Annotated in this window: 8 protein-coding genes; 4 read left to right on the top strand and 4 right to left on the bottom strand. The window is 64.9% G+C overall.

Annotated elements, in window-relative coordinates; all coding sequences use genetic code 11:
- Positions 1-108 precede the first annotated feature (108 nt).
- From SH412_RS12095 to SH412_RS12080, 4 genes are all read right to left on the bottom strand, one after another.
- Positions 109-2,181 (bottom strand): alpha/beta hydrolase domain-containing protein, encoded by a 2,073-nt coding sequence (locus tag SH412_RS12095; RefSeq protein ID WP_336523773.1) that lies wholly within the window; start codon positions 2,179-2,181, stop codon positions 109-111.
- Positions 2,182-2,232: 51 nt separating this feature from the next.
- Positions 2,233-2,625 (bottom strand): rhodanese-like domain-containing protein, encoded by a 393-nt coding sequence (locus SH412_RS12090; RefSeq protein WP_336523772.1) that lies wholly within the window; start codon positions 2,623-2,625, stop codon positions 2,233-2,235.
- An 81-nt stretch (positions 2,626-2,706) separates the two neighbouring features.
- On the bottom strand, positions 2,707-3,921 hold the full coding sequence (locus SH412_RS12085; protein WP_336523771.1) for a sialidase family protein: 1,215 nt from the start codon (positions 3,919-3,921) through the stop codon (positions 2,707-2,709).
- Between the two features lie 331 nt (positions 3,922-4,252).
- Positions 4,253-5,548 carry a Gfo/Idh/MocA family protein gene (locus tag SH412_RS12080; protein WP_336523770.1) on the bottom strand — a complete coding sequence of 432 codons (1,296 nt, stop codon included), beginning with the start codon at positions 5,546-5,548 and terminating at the stop codon, positions 4,253-4,255.
- Positions 5,549-5,743: 195 nt separating this feature from the next.
- On the opposite strand from SH412_RS12080, the gene SH412_RS12075 reads away from it, so the two are divergent.
- The 4 genes from SH412_RS12075 (at position 5,744) to SH412_RS12060 (ending at position 16,823) form a co-directional block, all read left to right on the top strand.
- The gene (locus tag SH412_RS12075; protein WP_336523769.1) at positions 5,744-6,652 is read left to right on the top strand and encodes a sugar phosphate isomerase/epimerase family protein; all 909 of its coding nucleotides are present in this window, start codon (positions 5,744-5,746) and stop codon (positions 6,650-6,652) included.
- Positions 6,653-7,378: 726 nt separating this feature from the next.
- A complete protein-coding gene (locus tag SH412_RS12070; RefSeq protein ID WP_336523768.1) occupies positions 7,379-15,391 on the top strand; it encodes a hypothetical protein in 8,013 nt (2,670 codons plus the stop codon).
- A gap of 401 nt (positions 15,392-15,792) precedes the next feature.
- A complete protein-coding gene (locus SH412_RS12065; protein WP_336523767.1) occupies positions 15,793-16,275 on the top strand; it encodes an RNA polymerase sigma factor in 483 nt (160 codons plus the stop codon).
- The gene (locus SH412_RS12060; RefSeq protein ID WP_336523766.1) at positions 16,263-16,823 is read left to right on the top strand and encodes a hypothetical protein; all 561 of its coding nucleotides are present in this window, start codon (positions 16,263-16,265) and stop codon (positions 16,821-16,823) included. Before SH412_RS12065 ends, SH412_RS12060 begins: the two co-directional genes overlap by 13 nt.
- Positions 16,824-16,882: the final 59 nt, after the last annotated feature.

Below are 16,882 nucleotides of genomic sequence, written 5' to 3'. Positions count from 1 at the left end.
GCAAGCACTCGATCAAAAGGAATCGCACAACGCGACTGAAATTGTCCGGCGCTGGGAACAGAATCTCTGTCTGCCGGAACGAATGGGAGTGTTGCCGGTTCCGACCCATCACGGTCGCGGCAGCTTCTCGAACAGCGGCGCAACTCGTTCCCGATGCAGACCCGGCAGCCGCTTAGCATCTTCCGCCAGCAGAAATCCCGCCTCCTGCAAAGTCTCGATCGCCTGATCGAACTGCTGCATATATCGCTCCAGCGTGCCGTAGCGCTCTTCGAGAGATACCCGCAGATCCCCCGTCGCCTGACGCTCAACCCGGTTAAGCGAAAACGGAATGTACGAGCCCGTCAGGCTCACAAGCTGGTCCTCCGCCCCGGCGCTCCGCGACCGGACGTTCCACCCGGTATACGTTGCCACCGGCGCGGCGACTTCCACCGGAAGCAGGCAACCCAGCTCGTTCCCGTCCGGACCGCACTTGGGAACCAGCACGGAATAGTGACCGATAATCCGCGGCGGCTGATGGTCGATGATCCGCTCATCGGACCACCGCGGTCCCAGATCGAGCCACGGCGGCTGACGGATCACGAGCGGATAGATCACGCCCGACAACGCCGGAAATTTCGTCTCCTTCGTCGACCACCCCGCCAGCGTCCCGTCCGCGATCGACGGAATCCGGCTCGGCGGCGGCTCGATCCCCTCCCGCATCCACGTCAACATCGTCAGCAGCAGCGATCGCAGGAACGGCTTGTAGTCCCCCGGATTCGCCAGATTCTTCCCTGACCCCGCCTCGGGCGGCCACTTCGACGGTCCGTGCTGCGTCCCCCCGAAGGTGTAGAACCGGACGTTCGCCGGCGGGTGGGCGTCTGCCTTCCCATCCGCCGTCGTATGCGGCAGTGAGCCGGCCCGAGTCCAGTACTCCGCCGCCGATTGCGTGTGCATGATCAGCGGCGCCGTCCCGGACGCCTCGGCCCGGCGGAGGAGGCCGTCCTCAGCGCCGCTGAACGGGTCCCGCTGCACTTCGTAGGCAAACGGAAACCGGTCGACCGGATAGTCCGCATGGTCGTGCTGGCTGCCGTGCCGCGTCGGTTGCGCAAACCGGTGATTGAACGACCCCAGCCCGCCCCCCGCCACATGCGGGATTAACCCCTCGAAGACCTTCCGCCCCCGTTCGTCCTCATTGAATCCGGAGTACAGGTACTCCCGTAGAAAGCGACCCGACTGCGACACCCCGAACCCGATCGCATCCCGGATCACCGGCTTTCCATCGCGCAGCAGCGGGTGGTCGGCGCCTGTCCCATGCTTTAATGCCGAAATCAGATCGCGCACGCCGAGAAAACCGGCCCCCATCACCACCGGATCCTGCGCCTCGTAAATCACCTCATAGAGAAACCCCGGCTTCATCCCCGCCGGAACCTCCAGTTCAACCTTCGGCAACTGCCCGACGGGCTGGTCCGGCAGTTCCGTAACGTGCAATTCCCACTGGTCGCGCGAGACCACATGCCGCGAATCGTCCGGCCGCTCCCGCACGGTCAGCGTGGCTTTCGCGATCCCCCCGGCCGTCGGACGGTAAGACCCGTGGTTCGCCCAGTTGACTGCCATCCGCGTCACGGGCGACGTCGGGCACACCTCGCACCGCACGAGTCCGGTGATCGGTCCTGCGGGTGAGACCGCCGCCGGAGCCGCCAGTCGCAGCCGATGCTCCGCCGGCAGCAGCTCGCCATCCCACCCGCTCCACACTACGGTGAAGCCATGCCGGAACAGAAAACCGTCGCCGAGATCCTTCTCCGCGTCGAGCGCATTCCCGCCACCGTAATTGAACATCCCCAGCGCCAGCTTGTTGCCGCGGTTGTTGACGTCGTACAGAGCACAGCCATTCCCGCGGGCCGAATCCGCAGGTGCAAGGATGCAGAAGTCGGCGGAGAACTCGACCTTTCCCGCGCCGTTTCGCGGCGCCAGCGGAAGGTCAATCACCTGCCGATTCTGCGGCAGAGCCGGATCGACCGCGTAGTAGACCCTCCCCGTAATCCGCTCGTAAGCCCCCGTCGCGCCATACGCCTTGCCACCGGCCAGCGGCGCGCGTTCGAGAATCTCAAACCGAACCACTTCGCCCGCCGCAGTCAGCGGAAGCAACAGGCCCGCGGCCAGTGCAAGAATGGTGACAGGTCCCCGGACGGCGGGCGAATTCATCAGTTCGGCTTCCTGAAGGAACGGAGACTCGGCTCCCGTCGATCGCGCAGACTACTTGGCCTTCGGAAAACCGGCCTCGATCAACTTGTCATAGCCCGGTTCGAGCGGGCGGACGTCGTAGCCAAGTTTCTCGAGAATGATCGCCGAACCCAGAGAACGGACCCCGGCCTTACAATGCGTGTAAATGATCTTGCCTTTTGGCAGCTTCCGTTTCACCGCTTCGGTGTCCACATTCTTGCGGATCTGGCTGTACGGCAGCAGCGTGGCCCCGTCGAGGTGACCGTCGTTCCACTCGCTCTCGTCCCGGACGTCGACAATCACCGCCTTCTTCTGGTCCACATTCTTGCGGACGGTTTCCAGCGAGTCCTTCGTGTGGTCGATCGCGAACGCCGCTTGCGTCATCAACAAGCCGGCAAACGTCGCAAGGGCTGTCAGACGGTGCATGGAGTCCTCCTTGGTCAGGGAATTCCTCCACCGGTTGCAGGAACCGCTGAAGGCGTGAATGGAAGCCGTCAGTCTCGCACATCAGCGCGCGGTGAGCCAGTCCTCATTGAACCGGGCGACCGTCAGAAACCTGGTCTGATAAATGTTCTTTCCATCGGTGCTCCCGCGCTCGTACAGGCACCACGCCGAACCGTCCGGGCCGACCGCCAGATCGCTGTAACCGCTGAATCCCGGTTCCAGCGACTGGCTGCCGATCCAGGTTCGCCCCTCATCCCGGCTCAGCCGCACCGTCAGATTCACTCGATCCCGCCCCGACCCGGCTTTCTCCTTCCCGTCACGCCGCTTGAGGTTGTCCGGATTCGAAAACAGAATCCTCCCCCCTCTCCCCTCCTCCGGCCATGACCAGCGAACCAGACTCCCCATGCAGATCGGCTCGACCAGCGCATCGTCGAAGCGCGGCGCCGACCACCCGGTCGCGCCGTCGGAGCTGGTCACAATCGCCCGTCGATGCACCTTCGATTCCGTACGGACATTGAGCATCACCCGTCCATCGGCCAGTTCGACGGCAGTCGTCTCGTTGGGATTGATGAACTCGCTCGTGTTCGGAACTGCAATCTCGCCACGCCGCCAGGTCTTCCCCGCGTCGTCGCTGAAAATGGTCGACGTCACGCTCGGACGATGGGCGTGCCCCCCGGTCCCCAGCGACAGCCACACCGGAACAACCAGCCGCCCTGACCGGAGCTGAATCGAATGCCCAGGTCCGGTGGCGAGCACTTTCCAGTCGTACTCGGGCCGGAATGCGTCGAACGCGGCAGTGACTTCAACCCCCGTACTGAAAGTCTCCCCGTCATCTTCGCTGCGCGAGTAGAAGCAGCGGCCGTATTCAATGCAGTACAGCAGATGCACCAGCCCCGGCTGCCGGTCGGCGATCAGCACCGGATTGTTGATCGTCACCTCGCCCGGCTTCCCCAGCCCCTGCGCCACGGCCGCCGGGTTTCGCTCGAACGTCCCTTTCAACTCCACAATCTTCCCCGACGGCGACCACGTCTTGCCTCCGTCGGTGCTCCGGCGGGCGACCACGTCGATCTGCCCCCAGTCCCCCTTCGCCGACTTGCGCGCCTCGCAGCAGGCAATCAGCGATCCCCGGCTCGTCGCAATCAGACACGGAATCCGATACAGCTCATACCCCCCGACCCCCGCTTCCCACAGGTCCGTTTTCTCCAGCACAGGCTCAGCCGCAGGTGCGCTGCCCGGGCCGGACGCCAGCAGAATCATCGTCAGCCAGAGTGCACGCATCGTGTCACGTCCCAGGGAGTCAATCGCCAAAGAAAAATGGGGCCTGCCCAGTCTCACCGGGCAAGCCCCACAAAATCAACCTCTCATCGAACGAATCTCACGCAGGCAGGGACAGGAATCAAGCTCTCAACCAACGAGCCCTTCTCTCCCTGATCTCCCCAACTCTACTCTCCGTGACCTCAGTGCCTCCCGTGGTTGAAGTCTTCTCTCTTCATTCGAGTCCATTAGTGAAATTCGTGGTTCTCTCTCTCTCTCTCTCTCTCTCTCTCTCTTCAGTCTTCTCCGCGTCTCCGCGGTAAAACTTCTTCTTCTCTTTCTTCCGTGACAGGACTCACACAAACTGCGTAATCCCCGGCATCGCATACGTCGGAATCTCCACCGGCGTATTCCAGTCCGTGATCTCCGGGACGATCGACTCCTTCGAGTTCGCGATCATCTCCCACGTCACCTTCTGACCGGTATACCCCGCCTGGCGACCCATGATCCCCATCAGCGTGCTGCTGACCATCCGGTCGCCGTCGTTCAGCGGCTTCCCCTGGCGGATCGACTTGAAGAACTCGTCATGTTCCGTCTGGTACATGTTGTTCTTCGGGCCTTCGTACTTCCAGGGATTCGCCCCCTCGATCGTCACGCCGCGGGGCCCGATCCGGCCGATCCCCTTCGAACCGAGCACGTACAGACCGTTCTCGTTGAAGCAGTTCGGAATCTGCCGCTGGGCGACATAGCCGCGGGCGCCGCCGGCCCATTCGTAATTGACCTCGATATGGTCGTAAATGTTCCCGCCGTACGCGGGAATCTGCCGACCGCCCACCGCCACAACCGACTCCGGCGGAACGTCTTTGAAGACCCACGCCAGCCAGTCCACGGTATGAATCGCCTGCTCGACCAGTCCGTCTCCCGACAGCCAAGTGAAGTTGTACCAGTTGCGGACCATCCACTCGAGATTCGACATCCCGGCTGGACGCTTGTCAGCCTGCGGCATCGGCTTCACCGGTCCGGTCAGATACGTGCCGTGCGCCGAAAGCACTTCGCCGATCTGGCCGTCGTGAATCCGCTGGAACAGTTCTCGCTTGGCATAGTCGTAGCGCCAGCAGAAACCGGCAAGCACGCCCAGCTTCTTCTCCTTGGCGATCTTCAGCGACTCTGCGATCGAACGCGTGCCGGGGGCGTCGGTCGCCATCGGCTTTTCAGTGAAGATGTGCTTGCCCGCTTCGACGGCGTAGCGGAAGTGCGTCGGGCGAAACCCGGGAGGCGTGGCAAGCAGCACCACATCGCACATGTCGACGACTTTTTTGTAGGCGTCCAGGCCCACAAACTTGTGATCGTCAGCTACGGCGACGCGATTGCCGATGCCGGGAATCTGGTGGAGTCCCTTGATGCTCCCGTCGATCTGCTCCGCAAACGCATCCCCCATCGCGATCAGGCGAGCTTGCGGATCGGCGCCGAGCGCTTCGCGCGCGGCCCCGGTGCCCCGTCCGCCGCAGCCGACGAGACCCACCTTGAGGATCTCATTCCCCGAGGCAAAGGCCCCGGCGGCGATGCCGGAGGGAACCACCACCGAGCCAGCCACGGCCGCAACGGCGGAGGTCTTCAGAAAATCACGGCGGGAGGGCGTGGGATCGGACATTGAGTCGAGTCTCCGAACGACAAAGTCGAAACCGCTGCCTGTTCACGGCAGCGAACCAGTCGCATAATAGCCGATCGATGCGTCCGCGTGCGAGTTTGCCAGCGCCCCGAATCCGAAAAAGTTTTGGCCCGCAGATCCGCACCTCGACGCCATGTGAGACCCGATTTGTCCGGCTCGTTTGTGGGAGTGGAGTCTATGCAGGGCATCGATCGTCGAACATTTCTCCAGTCGACGGCCGTCGCGGCCGCCGCGCTGGCGACGGGGAGCCGTCCCGTCGCGGCCGCAGACGAAAAGCTGCGGCTGCGCAAAGCGGTCAAATTCGGCATGGTGGGCGGCGACGCCTCAATGACCGACAAATTCAAAATGCTCAAGGACATTGGCTTCGAGGGGCTCGACATGGATCGCCCCGCCAATCATGACGACGTCAAAAAGGCTCAGGACGAATCCGGCCTGATCGTGCACGGCGTCGTCGACTACGTCCACTGGGGCAAGCCGCTCTCCGATCCGAGTCCCGAAGTCCGCGCCGCCGGGCTCGAAGGTCTGAAAACCTCGCTCCGCGACTGCAAAGCCTACGGCGGAACCACCGTGCTCCTCGTCCCGGCCGTCGTCAACAAGCAGACCTCCTACGCCGACGCCTACCAGCGATCGCAGGAAGAAATCCGCAAAGCCCTGCCCCTCGCCGGCGAACTGGGTGTCAGGATCCTCTTCGAAAACGTCTGGAACAACTTCCTCCTCAGCCCGCTGGAAACGGCGAAGTACATCGACGAATTCGAAAGCCCCCTCGTCGGCTCCTACTTCGACGTCGGAAACGTCATCCGCTACGGCTGGCCCGAGCACTGGATCCTGACCCTCGGCAAGCGCATCGGCAAGCTCGACATCAAGGAGTACAGCCGGAAAATCGCCAACGAACAGGGCGTCGGCAAAGGCTTCTCGGCCGAAATCGGCGATGGCGAAGACGGCTGCGACTGGCCCGCCGTCATGACCGCCCTCAAATCCATCGGCTTCAGCGGCTGGGCCACGGCGGAAGTCCGCGGCGGCGACCGCAAACGCCTGGAAGAAGTCTCCCAGCGGATGGACAAAATCTTCGCCGGCTATGGCGCCTGATCCACCTCCCGCTCTCGACAACTCTCCCCAGGCCCGCGACGTGTTCAGTCGCGGGCCTGTTCGTTTCTGGTCGCATGTTACTTGGCGTCGATTCCAAGGTACGGTGTCTTTTGCTTGTCCCCTCTCCCGCCGTCTTCGGTGGGAAAGGGCCAGGGTGAGGATCTTCGAGCGTGTCGAAGCGTCGACCGCCGAGTAAAGACGGTCTTCACCCGAATATTCCACTCCCAACGAAGACGTCGGGAGTGGGGGCCGGTGGCGCGCCTCACAAGCGTGGCCGGCGATGGAGATCCCCCGCCCGGCCCGCTCCGACCCCTGTCTGCCCCCGTCAGCGATGACTGTGACGCGGCAAGTTGAGGAATACCTCCCCCGCAATCAGAAACCTGCCAGATGCGCGACGGAACAAATCGGCTTTTCCATCCGGCCGACGATGTTTCAGCGGGACCCGCGGCGAATCCGATGCAAGGATTGTTCGGGCTGCGTTGCGGCTGCCGGTCAGCCTGCGCAGTCCCTTCGTCGACCGCGGAAATCACAGCAGAAATCCGGATCGTAGGACGGCTAACGTATACGCGGATTTTGCCGGCTGCGCAGACGTGGCTGACCTGTCGGTCTGACCGGCAACTCGGAGGGACGATTGTGACTGTGCGACGTCGGGCCGATTCTCTCTGATACCTTTCACGCTGCCTTCATAAACCATGACTTGGTGCCGCTGAGCTTCGGGATTCGGGAATGCTTGCCAAGGTTGATCTGACGCTGACGCTCCCCCGCGCGCTCATGGCGGCCGGCGGCGTCGTCGCGGGATCCGCCGTCTCGGGCATGACCGGAACCGGCATCGCGGAAACTCTCGCCGACGCCCTCGGCGGCAACGGCGGACGCCGGCTGGCGGTCAGCCTGAACAGTCGATTCAAAGGATTCCTTCAGGCCGGCGGGCTGCTCGGACATCGTGACCTCCACCGCCTCGTCGGCCGCACGCTCGCGATGGTCCTCTCCGCCACCGCCGAACAATCCAATCAGGCCGTCGTCCGGGCCGAAAGAGCCGCGCTCGCCGACTTTGCCGTCGGCGTCGACGAACCCTTCGTCGATCTCGCCTCCGAAGCCGTCGGATCCAGCGACACCTTGCTCCCGTCGACCTGCTCCCAGATCGACGAAGCCGGCCCGGGATTCGGCCCCGCAACTTTGGAGCCGCTCGATCGGAAAGAATGGCTCCCGATCCTGCAGGTCCTGCGCGAGCGAAAAGCCGGAACCGTTTCCGACAAGTGCCTCCGCGTGATCGCCGACAAGCTGCAGCGGCAGTTTCCGCAAGCGGTCCTCGGTGCCCTGAAGTTCGGCGGAGAGGAATTCGCCGGTGTGAGACTCGTCGGGTTCCGCGCACTCCTTGAGCAGTTCCCCGCCGCGCTCCAGGATCTCGCCGCCGGTCCCAGCGGCCATGAACTGGAAACGATCGGGCAGGCCTTCGTCGCCTGGTCCCACGATCGAGCCGCCCGTCTGTTATCCACCTGGGACGCCAGCGTCCGGAAACGTCTGTCGATCGAGTTCGAAGCCCTCGAGTTCGCCGTCGGCCAGCTTGACGAGGAACTGGCCGCAGTCCTCGTCGGAAACGGACGCGCAGTCCTCGCACGCCCCTCGGAAGACTCCGTCGTCCTGTCCGGCCTCGGCCACGCCTGGCTCACTCCCGAGGCGCTCCGGCTCGCGGAACTCGCCTGCGAAGCCGCGCGCGGCGAACGGGCGCCAGGCATCGCCGCACAACCTCTGCTGCCCGGCGAACTGGACGAACTGCAGCAAACCCTCGAACGCCACGTCGAACAAACCTCCACCGCGCTGGACAGCGTTCGGGCCGAACTCGAACGACTCGGAGAGCAGGAGCGGACGCTGCGGAGTCAGAGTCGTCAGCAGCGACGTCAGGTCGCCGCGATGGCCCTCGCCCGTGGTGACGATACGACGGCCGAACGCGAGCTCCAGATCGTCCTCGCCGAGGAGCCGCGCGACCTGGAAATGCTCGATCTCCGCGGACAGCTCGCCTGGTTCCGGGGCGAAACCGACGAAGCCTGCGAGACCTATCAGCAGATCTCCGAGATCGCCGGCGACGGCAACCGCTGGCGATTGGTCGCCGCCCGCAATCGCGGCCGGATTCTTGCGGAGACCGAGGACGTCGGCGCCGCGCGCGAGGCCATGCTCGCAGCCCTCTCCGAAGCGGAAACAATCTTTGCCCAGGGAGGCGAGTCCCAGGCCGGATTGCTCGACATCGACGACTGCCTGACCTCGCTGGGAGATCTGGAACTGGCCGGCGGCGACCGGGCGTCGGCCCTGGCCCGCTATCGCCGTGTCGCGGACATTCGCGAACGGCTCTCGACGGAATCCGGGGCCGGCCCCGCCTCCCCCGTCGAACTCGCCGAGTACCACGGCCGCATCGGCGATCTGGAACTCGCCGAAGGAAACCGGCAGGAGGCCATCGGGCGTTATCGCCGCAAGCTGGAACTTCTCGAAGCCGCGGAACCGGAAAACCTTGGAGACGTGTCCACGCTCCGCAGGCGGGCCGACTTCCTCGTACAACTGGGCGATCTCGAACTGGCCGAGGGGGATTCCACCGCGGCCCTCGCTCGCTATCGAGCCAACCTCGACCTCCGCGAACGCCTCCTGACCGAAGTCGGGGCCGATGTGGAGTCGCTCCAGGCGCTCGGCGGCTATCTGCTGAGGGTCGGCGAACTCGAACTGGCCGCCGGCGACCGCGCCGCGGCGCTCCAGCGCTATCAGCGGAATCTGGAAGTTCGCGAACAGCTCCTGCCGCTCTGCGAAGACAGCGCCGAATCGTTGCAGGGATTCTCGGCGGATCTGCTGCAGGTCGGCGGGCTGGAGTTCGCGGCCGGGGACCGCGCAGCAACTTTGAAACGCTACCGGCGGAATCTCGACATCCGCGAGCGTCTCCTCAAACTGACCGGCGACAACTCCGAAACGCTGCAGGGGCTCGCCGACTTTCTGGTCAAGCTCGCCGAACTGGAGTTCGAAGTCGGCGACCAGCCGTCGGCAATCGTTCATCTGCGGCGCAACGTCGATGTCCGCGAGCAACTTCTGAAGCTGACCGGCGAGACCTCGGAATCGCTCGAATCGCTCATCGGCTTCGTCAAGGACCTCGTCGAGTTTGAAGCCGCCGCCGGCGACGACGCGGCAGCCCTCGACGGGCTCGATCGGCAGACCGGTCTGCAGGAGCGATTGCTCATCGTTGCCGGCGAAACCCCGGAGCGGCTCCAGCAACTCGGAACCCTTCTGCTTCGGTTCGCCGACGGCGCGCTGCAGGCCGGCAATCGCGCCGCCGCATTGGAGAAGTTCCGACGGAACGTCGCGATTCGCATCAGGCTGATCGAGCAGACCGGCGAAAACGTCGCCGCTCTGGAAGAAGTCGACCGCTGCCTGGCCCAGCTCGGCGAATTGGAGACCGCCGAAGGTGATGCCGCCGCCGCAGGCGTCCGACAGTCGCAGCGGATCCAGTTGCACGAGCGAATGCTGGCGATCAGCGAAGAAACCGACGATCGCCTGACCGCTCTGGACTCGCTCCTGGCTCAGGCCGTGGAACTCACCCTGGCGGCGAATGACCGTGCCGGCGCACGGCCGCGCCTGCAGCGTCGCCTGGAGATTCTGGAGCGACTCCTCAACCGCACCGGCGACAACGCCGACATTTTGGAAACGGTTGATCGTTGCCTCATCCAGCTCGGCGATCTGGAATCGGCCGAGGGCGACTCCACCGCGACCCGTACCCGCCTGGCGCAACGGATCGAGCTGCACGAGCGACTCCTCAACCTCCCGGAAGATGTCGCAGAGCATCTGGCCGCGTTGGACACATTGCTCTCCCAGGCGGTGGACCTGGCCCTCGCGACGCACGACCGGCCCGATGCGCGGACGCGCCAGCAGCGTCGCCTGGAACTCCAGGAGCGACAGCTCGGCCTCCGTGGCGAAAGCGTCGCCGGGCTGGAAGAGCTGGAGCAGCGGCTGGTCCAACTCGGCAAGCTGGAAGCGGAAGACGGGAATCAGGCGAAAGCCGGAGCATTGCTCAATCGCCGGATTGACGTCCGCGAACGATTGCTTCAGGTCGCAGGCCCGAGCGAAACGACTCTCCGTGGTCTCAGCGAACTGCTGGTCGACGTCGCACAAAGTGCCTTGGCGGCCGGCGAACAGGAACGGGCCCTCGTCTACTTCCGTCGCAATGTGGAACTCTGCGAACTGATTCGCGACTTCAGCAGCGAGAGCGCCGATTCGCTCGCCGCGCTGGAACGCTGCCTGCTGCAGGTCAGCGAGCTTGAGGCGGCCGCCGGGAACGGCGAAGCCGCCACCTCCTGCCTCGATCGGATGATTGAACTCCGGGAACACGTGGCGGAAGTCCACGGCAGCGATCCTGACTCGTGGCTTGCCCTCAGCGAATTGCTGGTGCGCGTCGGAACCATCGAGTCGCAGGCCGGAAATTCCCCACAGGCCTTGAAGCGCTTCCGCCGGAACGTCGATGTTCGCGAGCGTCTGCGGGAACTCGCCGCCGATAGCCGCGAATCGCTGGAGGCTCTCGACGGCAGCCTGTGGACGCTGGTTGAACTCGAACGCGCCGCTGGAGAGTCGGCGGCCGAGTACGAGCACCTGTGCCGCTTGATCGAAGTCCGTGAGCGACTCCTCGAAGTCTGCGGAGAATCCGTCGAGCGCCTGACGGCTCTAAGCGATCTGCTGGTCCATGTAGCCTCTGTCGAACGAGCCTCGGAAAATCTCCCCAGGGCCTTGGAACGACTTCGCCGCAACGTGGAAGTCCACGAATGGCTGCGACTGCTCGCCGGCGAGACCGCACCGTCGCTCGCCGATTTTGAGAACAGCCTGCTGCAGGCGAAGGAACTGGAAGACGTCGCAGGCGATGAAGCTGCCGCTCGACCGCGACTCGCTCAACTGGTCGAGGTTCGCGAGCGCCTGCTGGAAATCGACGGCGAAACCCTCGATCGGCTCGCCTCTCTGAGCCAGTTGCTGCTCACGCTCGGAGAAGCGGAACGTCAGGCCGGAGATCTGGCAGCGGCGCGGCGCTGGTTCCTGCGCGACGTCCAGGTGCACGAACGCCTGCGGGAGCTGTCCGGCGACAGCTCCGAATCGCTGCGGGCGCTCGAACAAAGTCTGATCCGCCTCCGCGATGTCGAGCCGGAAGCCGAAAATCCGCAGGAAGCGCTCGCACGCCTGACCCGGCTGGTCGACGTTCGCGAACGCCTGCTGGAAGTCGACGGCGAAAGTGCCGAACGCCTGCAGAGTCTGGGAGATCTCCTCGTCCAGCTCGGCGACGCGGAACTTTCCGCAGGCGACCAGACGGACGCCGTAAACCGCTATCGACGCGCCCTCGACGTCCGTGAACGGCAACTCCAGGTCGCCGGCGAGACCGCCGAGTCTCTGCACGAACTCGGAGACTTCCTGCGCCGCGTCGCGGATCTCGAACACTCCGCCGGCGAAACGAAGCCCGCCCTGAACCGCTACCGTCAGAGTGTCGGCGTCTACGAACGACTGCAGCAGGAGTACGGCAAGGCCGCCGCCGAATTCCCGGATCTCGGCATGCTTCTGGCCAGGGTCGGCGACCTGGAGTTTGCCGAGGGCGACCGGGCCGCGGCGCTCCAGCGCCACCGGGAGAATGTCGAATACAAGTCGCGGCTTCTGGCCGAAACCGGCGAGTCGCCGGCCGCACTCCAGGACTTCCTCCAGTCTCTCGTGAAGCTCGGTGACCTCGAACGGGCCGAAGGACAGGTCCCGGAGTCCCTCGCGCGGTATCGCCAGAGCGTCGACGTCCGCGAACGCCTGCTGCACCTGACCGGCGATCCGCCCGAATCCATCCGCGACCTGGGGGCGACGCTGAAGCAGGTCGGCGACCTGGAACTCGGAGCCGGAAACTCGGCCGCCGCGATCGACTACTACCGGCGGTTCCTCGACGTCGGAAATCGCCTGCAGCAGCAGACCGGCGACAGCCTGGTCGAAGGACGCGAACTCGAACAGTTCCGTCGCCGCCTGGGCGACCTTGAACTCGCCGCGGGAAACACCCCGGCGGCGATCGAGGAGTACCGTCAAAGCCTGGATCTGAGCGAGCAGCGGGCCGCCGTCGAAGTCGACGGAGCCTCTTTGACCAGCCTGCTGGAACTCCTCAACCGCGTGAGCGAACTGGAGCTGTCCGTCGGCGATCAGCAGGCCGCAGCACACCATCAGCGTCAGGCCGTCGACGTCTGCCAGAATCTCGTTCAAGTGACCGGCGCCAACGAGCAGATGGAACGCCGCCTCGAAGGCCTCCTCAAAAAAGTCGTCGACGTCGAACTCGCCGGCGGCTCGCGGCACGACGCCGTGCAGTACCTCGAACGCCTCGTCGGCGTCTCCGAGAGACTTCTCTCGGCCGGCGACGAACACGGGAGTTCCGCCGGCGAACTCGCCGATCGGCTGGTCCAGCTCGGCGACCTCGAACGCGAAACCGGCAATTCGACCGCCTCCCTCGCCCGCTATCGCCGCAGCCTGGAACTGCAGGAACAGCTTCCGCCGCAGCTCCGCGAATCCCGCACGGCCGCCGTCCCGATCAACCAGTTGCTCGACCGGCTCGCGGAACTCGAACTCGCCCAGGGCCAGCAGGCCGCGGCCCTCTCGCGATACCAGCAGCGGCTGGAAATGCAGGAGCAGTACCTCCAGCACAACGACGCCGACGTCGAAGCCCAACAGGCCCTCCAGTCCCTCCTCACCCAGGTGGGACAACTCGAGTCCGCCACCGGAAATCAGCAGTCGGCCGCTCAACGCGACAATCGACGCCTGGAAGCCTACGAACGCGTGTTCCAGTCCGGCGACTCCACCACCCCCATGCTCCAGGCGTGGTCCGATCTGCTCCTCAGCATGGGAGACCGGGATCTCGAAAACGGTGAAACGGCCGCCGCAATCGACCACTATCGACGTTACCTGGAAGTCCGCGCAGCGCTCGCCCAGAGGCCCGATGCCGCCCTCGAGAACGATTCAAACTTCGCCTCCTTCCTCGTCAAACTCGCCGACCTCGAACTCGCCGCCGGCGATCGCGAACGTGCGGCCGATCGCTACCGCGACAGCCTCGCCGCCTGGGCCGATACCCTCCAGGAACACGGCGAAACCGAGGCCAGCTTCCGGGGACTCATCGGCTCGCTGCTGCGCACCGGCGATCTCGAACGGGACGGCGGATCTCTCGAAGCCGCCCTCGCCCGCTACCAGCAGGCCTGGGAAGTCTGCGAACACGTCGATCAGCAATTCGGCTGGACTCCCGAAGACCTCCAGATGGCCGACGACATCGCCGTCATGATCGGTAACCTGGAACTCGGAGCCCAGAGACAAACCGAGGCGCTCGCCTGGTATCGCCGCAGCCTGGATCTCTGCGAACGCAAGCTCGCCGAAACCGGCGACAGCCCCGAAGCCCGACGCGACCGCACCATCTCCCTCCGACGCGTCGGCGACCTGGAACGGACCGCCGGGGACGCCGCGGCGGCGCTCGATTGCTACCGTCAGGGGCTCGAACTCGCTCAGCAGGCGATCGACGAAACCGGCGAGACCGAATTCGGTCTGCGCGACCTCGGCGTGGCCCTCAATCGCGTCGCCGAAATGGAGCTCCTCAATGGCGATCGCGACGCCGCCCTCCAGGGCTTCCGCAACGGTTTCGAGGTCTGCGGCAAAATCATCCAGCAGTTCGGCGACTCCTCCGAAAACCTCGAACTCTTCAGCCTGGCCCTCGAACGCGTCGGCGAACTCGAACTCGCCGCCGGCGAAGCCAGCAGCGCACTCGTCCGCTTCCGACAGTGCCTCCGCATCCGCGAACGCCTCGTCGAAGAACTCGGAGCCTCTCTGGAACGCCTCGGCGACTTCGCATTCTCTCTGGAACGCCTCGGCGACGTCGAAGTCGCCCAGGGCGATCTTCCCGGCGCCCTGATCCGCTATCGCCGAGCGCTCGAAATCACCGAACGCATCGTCGATGCTTTCGGCCCGACCCCCGATAACCTCCGCTCCGTCAGCGTCGCCCTCAGCAAACTCGGCGACCTCGAACTGATGCAGAACGATCAGTTGTCCGCGCTCGATCGCTTTCGCCAGCGGCTCAAAGTCTGCGGCAGAATTGTCGACGAGGCCGGCGAATCCCCCGCAACTCTCCGCGAACTCTCCTCCGCCCTCATCCACGTCGGTGACCTCGAACGACTCGAAGGAGACCAGTCCGGCGGACTCGCCCGCTATCGACAAAGCCTCGAAATCTGCGAACGGATCCTCCGCGAAGACGGCGAAACCGAAGAAAATCTCCTCAACGTCCGCCTCGCCCTGATCAAGGTCGGCGACGTCGAACGCCTCGAAGGCAACCGCGACGCCGCTGCCGACCACTACGCTCGCGCCGTCGAACTCAGCCAGCGGGCCGTCGAAGTCTACGGAGAATCGTCCGAAAGGCTGCAGGACGTCTCCGTCTCGCTGATCAAAGCCGGCGACATGCATCGCGCCGCAGGCGACAAGCAGGCCGCCGCGGAGCTCTACCGCCAGAGCCTGAAAGTCGGCGAACGGATCATCATGGAGTTCGGCGAAACCCCCGAGATCCTCCGCAGCTTCAGCGTCCTCTGCTCCCGAATGGCCCAGACCGAACCCGAAAGCGTCCGCAAATGGCTCGAACGCGGCCGCCAGTGCCTCCTCTCGATCATCGAGCGCGGCTGGGAAACCCCCGAAACCCGCAACGAACTCGCCATGTTCGAACGCGGCCTCGCCAAGCTGAAATAGGCCCGCAGTCTTGTCTTGAGCCCCGGAGGGGCGACGGGCTGTAGCCACGGGTGTAACGGAGTCCGCCGTCAGGCGGACGGAGTGCAACCCGTGGAATTTCAAATGTCTCGAGCGCGGCTGGGAAACCCCCGAAACCCGCAACGAACTCGCCATGTTCGAACGCGGCCTCGCCAAGCTGAAATAGGCCCGCAGTCTTGTCTTGAGCCCCGGAGGGGCGACGGGCTGTAGCCACGGGTGTAACGGAGTCCGCCGTCAGGCGGACGGAGTGCAACCCGTGGTGTTCGTGGAAACGGCGGCACGGCGATGAACTGACCGCCGGCCGGAATCTTCGACTTTTCGCGGGACGCTCCCGTTCGACAGGCGTCAGACTGGTAGAGAACTCTCTCTCGTCTGGAATGTCGATGCCCGTCGCCGCGGAACTACTGGCACGTCTGCTGGAGGAACACTCCTCCGCGCTGGAGCTTTATGCCCGGCAGTGGAGCAGCTCGCCGGCCGATGTCGTGCAGGAAGCCTTCGTGCGACTCGCCCGCCAATCCGGGACGCCGGCCAGTCCCGCCGCCTGGCTGTTTACCGTCGTCCGCAATCTGGCCATCAGCGACCGGCGGGCCTCGGTCCGCCGAGCCCGGCATGAGTCCGCCGCCGCGAATGGCGATGGCTGGTTCGAGCCCGACCCCGCCGGAGGACTGGACGCCTCCGCCGCCACCCAGGCCCTGCGGCAATTGCCGGAAGAAACGCGCGAAATCGTCATCGCCCACCTCTGGGGCGGGTTGTCGTTCGGAGAAATCGCCGGGCTCATCGGCCGGTCGTCGAGCACGGCTCACCGCCGGTATCTCGAGGGAATTGAAGAACTGCGCAAGCATCTGGGGGTGCCATGTCCCAAATGAATCGTCAGGATCCAGGCTTCGAAGCCTCGCTCCTCTCGCTGAAACCGCGACCGTCTACCGTCGATCGCGACACTCTGATGTTCGCCGCCGGCCGCGCTGCCGCGGAATCCGAACAGACGCGCCAGCGCCGGTTTCTTCTGGCCGGCACGGCGGCAGGCTGGCTCGCGGCCATTGCCGTCGGCGGCGCGTGGCTCGGTGATACGTCTACGCCCCCGTTCCCAGGTAACGGCGCAAGCGTGACCGCGGTTCCAGCAGCATCGCCGACCGCCGTTACCCGCACCGATACCGGCCATGATTCACCCGCGATCCCCGCAGTCCCGACACATGCAGCCGTCATGCAGCGCACGGGTGCCGTCCCGACGAGTCTGCTGCCGGATTGGAGCCTGGAACGCGGCCAGTTCCTGACGATTCGCGGCTTTCGCTCCGCTGGCATTGCCGAACCCGCCGTAGCCGCGACGGACCTTCGCCCGCACGCCTCCGCCGAACCCGGCACGACGGTCCTCGACTTCCGGCGCCGCTGGTCCGACGAGTTCGACCGGGACCTGTAAACCCGATCGATTCAATTCTTCCGCATCGCGTTCTGTCACCGTCCTCACGGGAGACCTGT

Source organism: Planctellipticum variicoloris (genome assembly GCF_030622045.1).
In the GTDB taxonomy this organism is placed as follows: Bacteria; Planctomycetota; Planctomycetia; order Planctomycetales; family Planctomycetaceae; genus Planctellipticum; species Planctellipticum variicoloris.
This window is presented reverse-complemented; position numbering and strand designations above follow the sequence as displayed.

Coding starts and splice junctions, on each gene's coding strand:
- SH412_RS12095 (WP_336523773.1), bottom strand. CDS start 2,181: ATGAATTCGCCCGCCGTCCGGGGACCTGTCACCATTCTTGCACTGGCC.
- SH412_RS12090 (WP_336523772.1), bottom strand. CDS start 2,625: ATGCACCGTCTGACAGCCCTTGCGACGTTTGCCGGCTTGTTGATGACG.
- SH412_RS12085 (WP_336523771.1), bottom strand. CDS start 3,921: ATGCGTGCACTCTGGCTGACGATGATTCTGCTGGCGTCCGGCCCGGGC.
- SH412_RS12080 (WP_336523770.1), bottom strand. CDS start 5,548: ATGTCCGATCCCACGCCCTCCCGCCGTGATTTTCTGAAGACCTCCGCC.
- SH412_RS12075 (WP_336523769.1), top strand. CDS start 5,744: ATGCAGGGCATCGATCGTCGAACATTTCTCCAGTCGACGGCCGTCGCG.
- SH412_RS12070 (WP_336523768.1), top strand. CDS start 7,379: ATGCTTGCCAAGGTTGATCTGACGCTGACGCTCCCCCGCGCGCTCATG.
- SH412_RS12065 (WP_336523767.1), top strand. CDS start 15,793: ATGCCCGTCGCCGCGGAACTACTGGCACGTCTGCTGGAGGAACACTCC.
- SH412_RS12060 (WP_336523766.1), top strand. CDS start 16,263: ATGTCCCAAATGAATCGTCAGGATCCAGGCTTCGAAGCCTCGCTCCTC.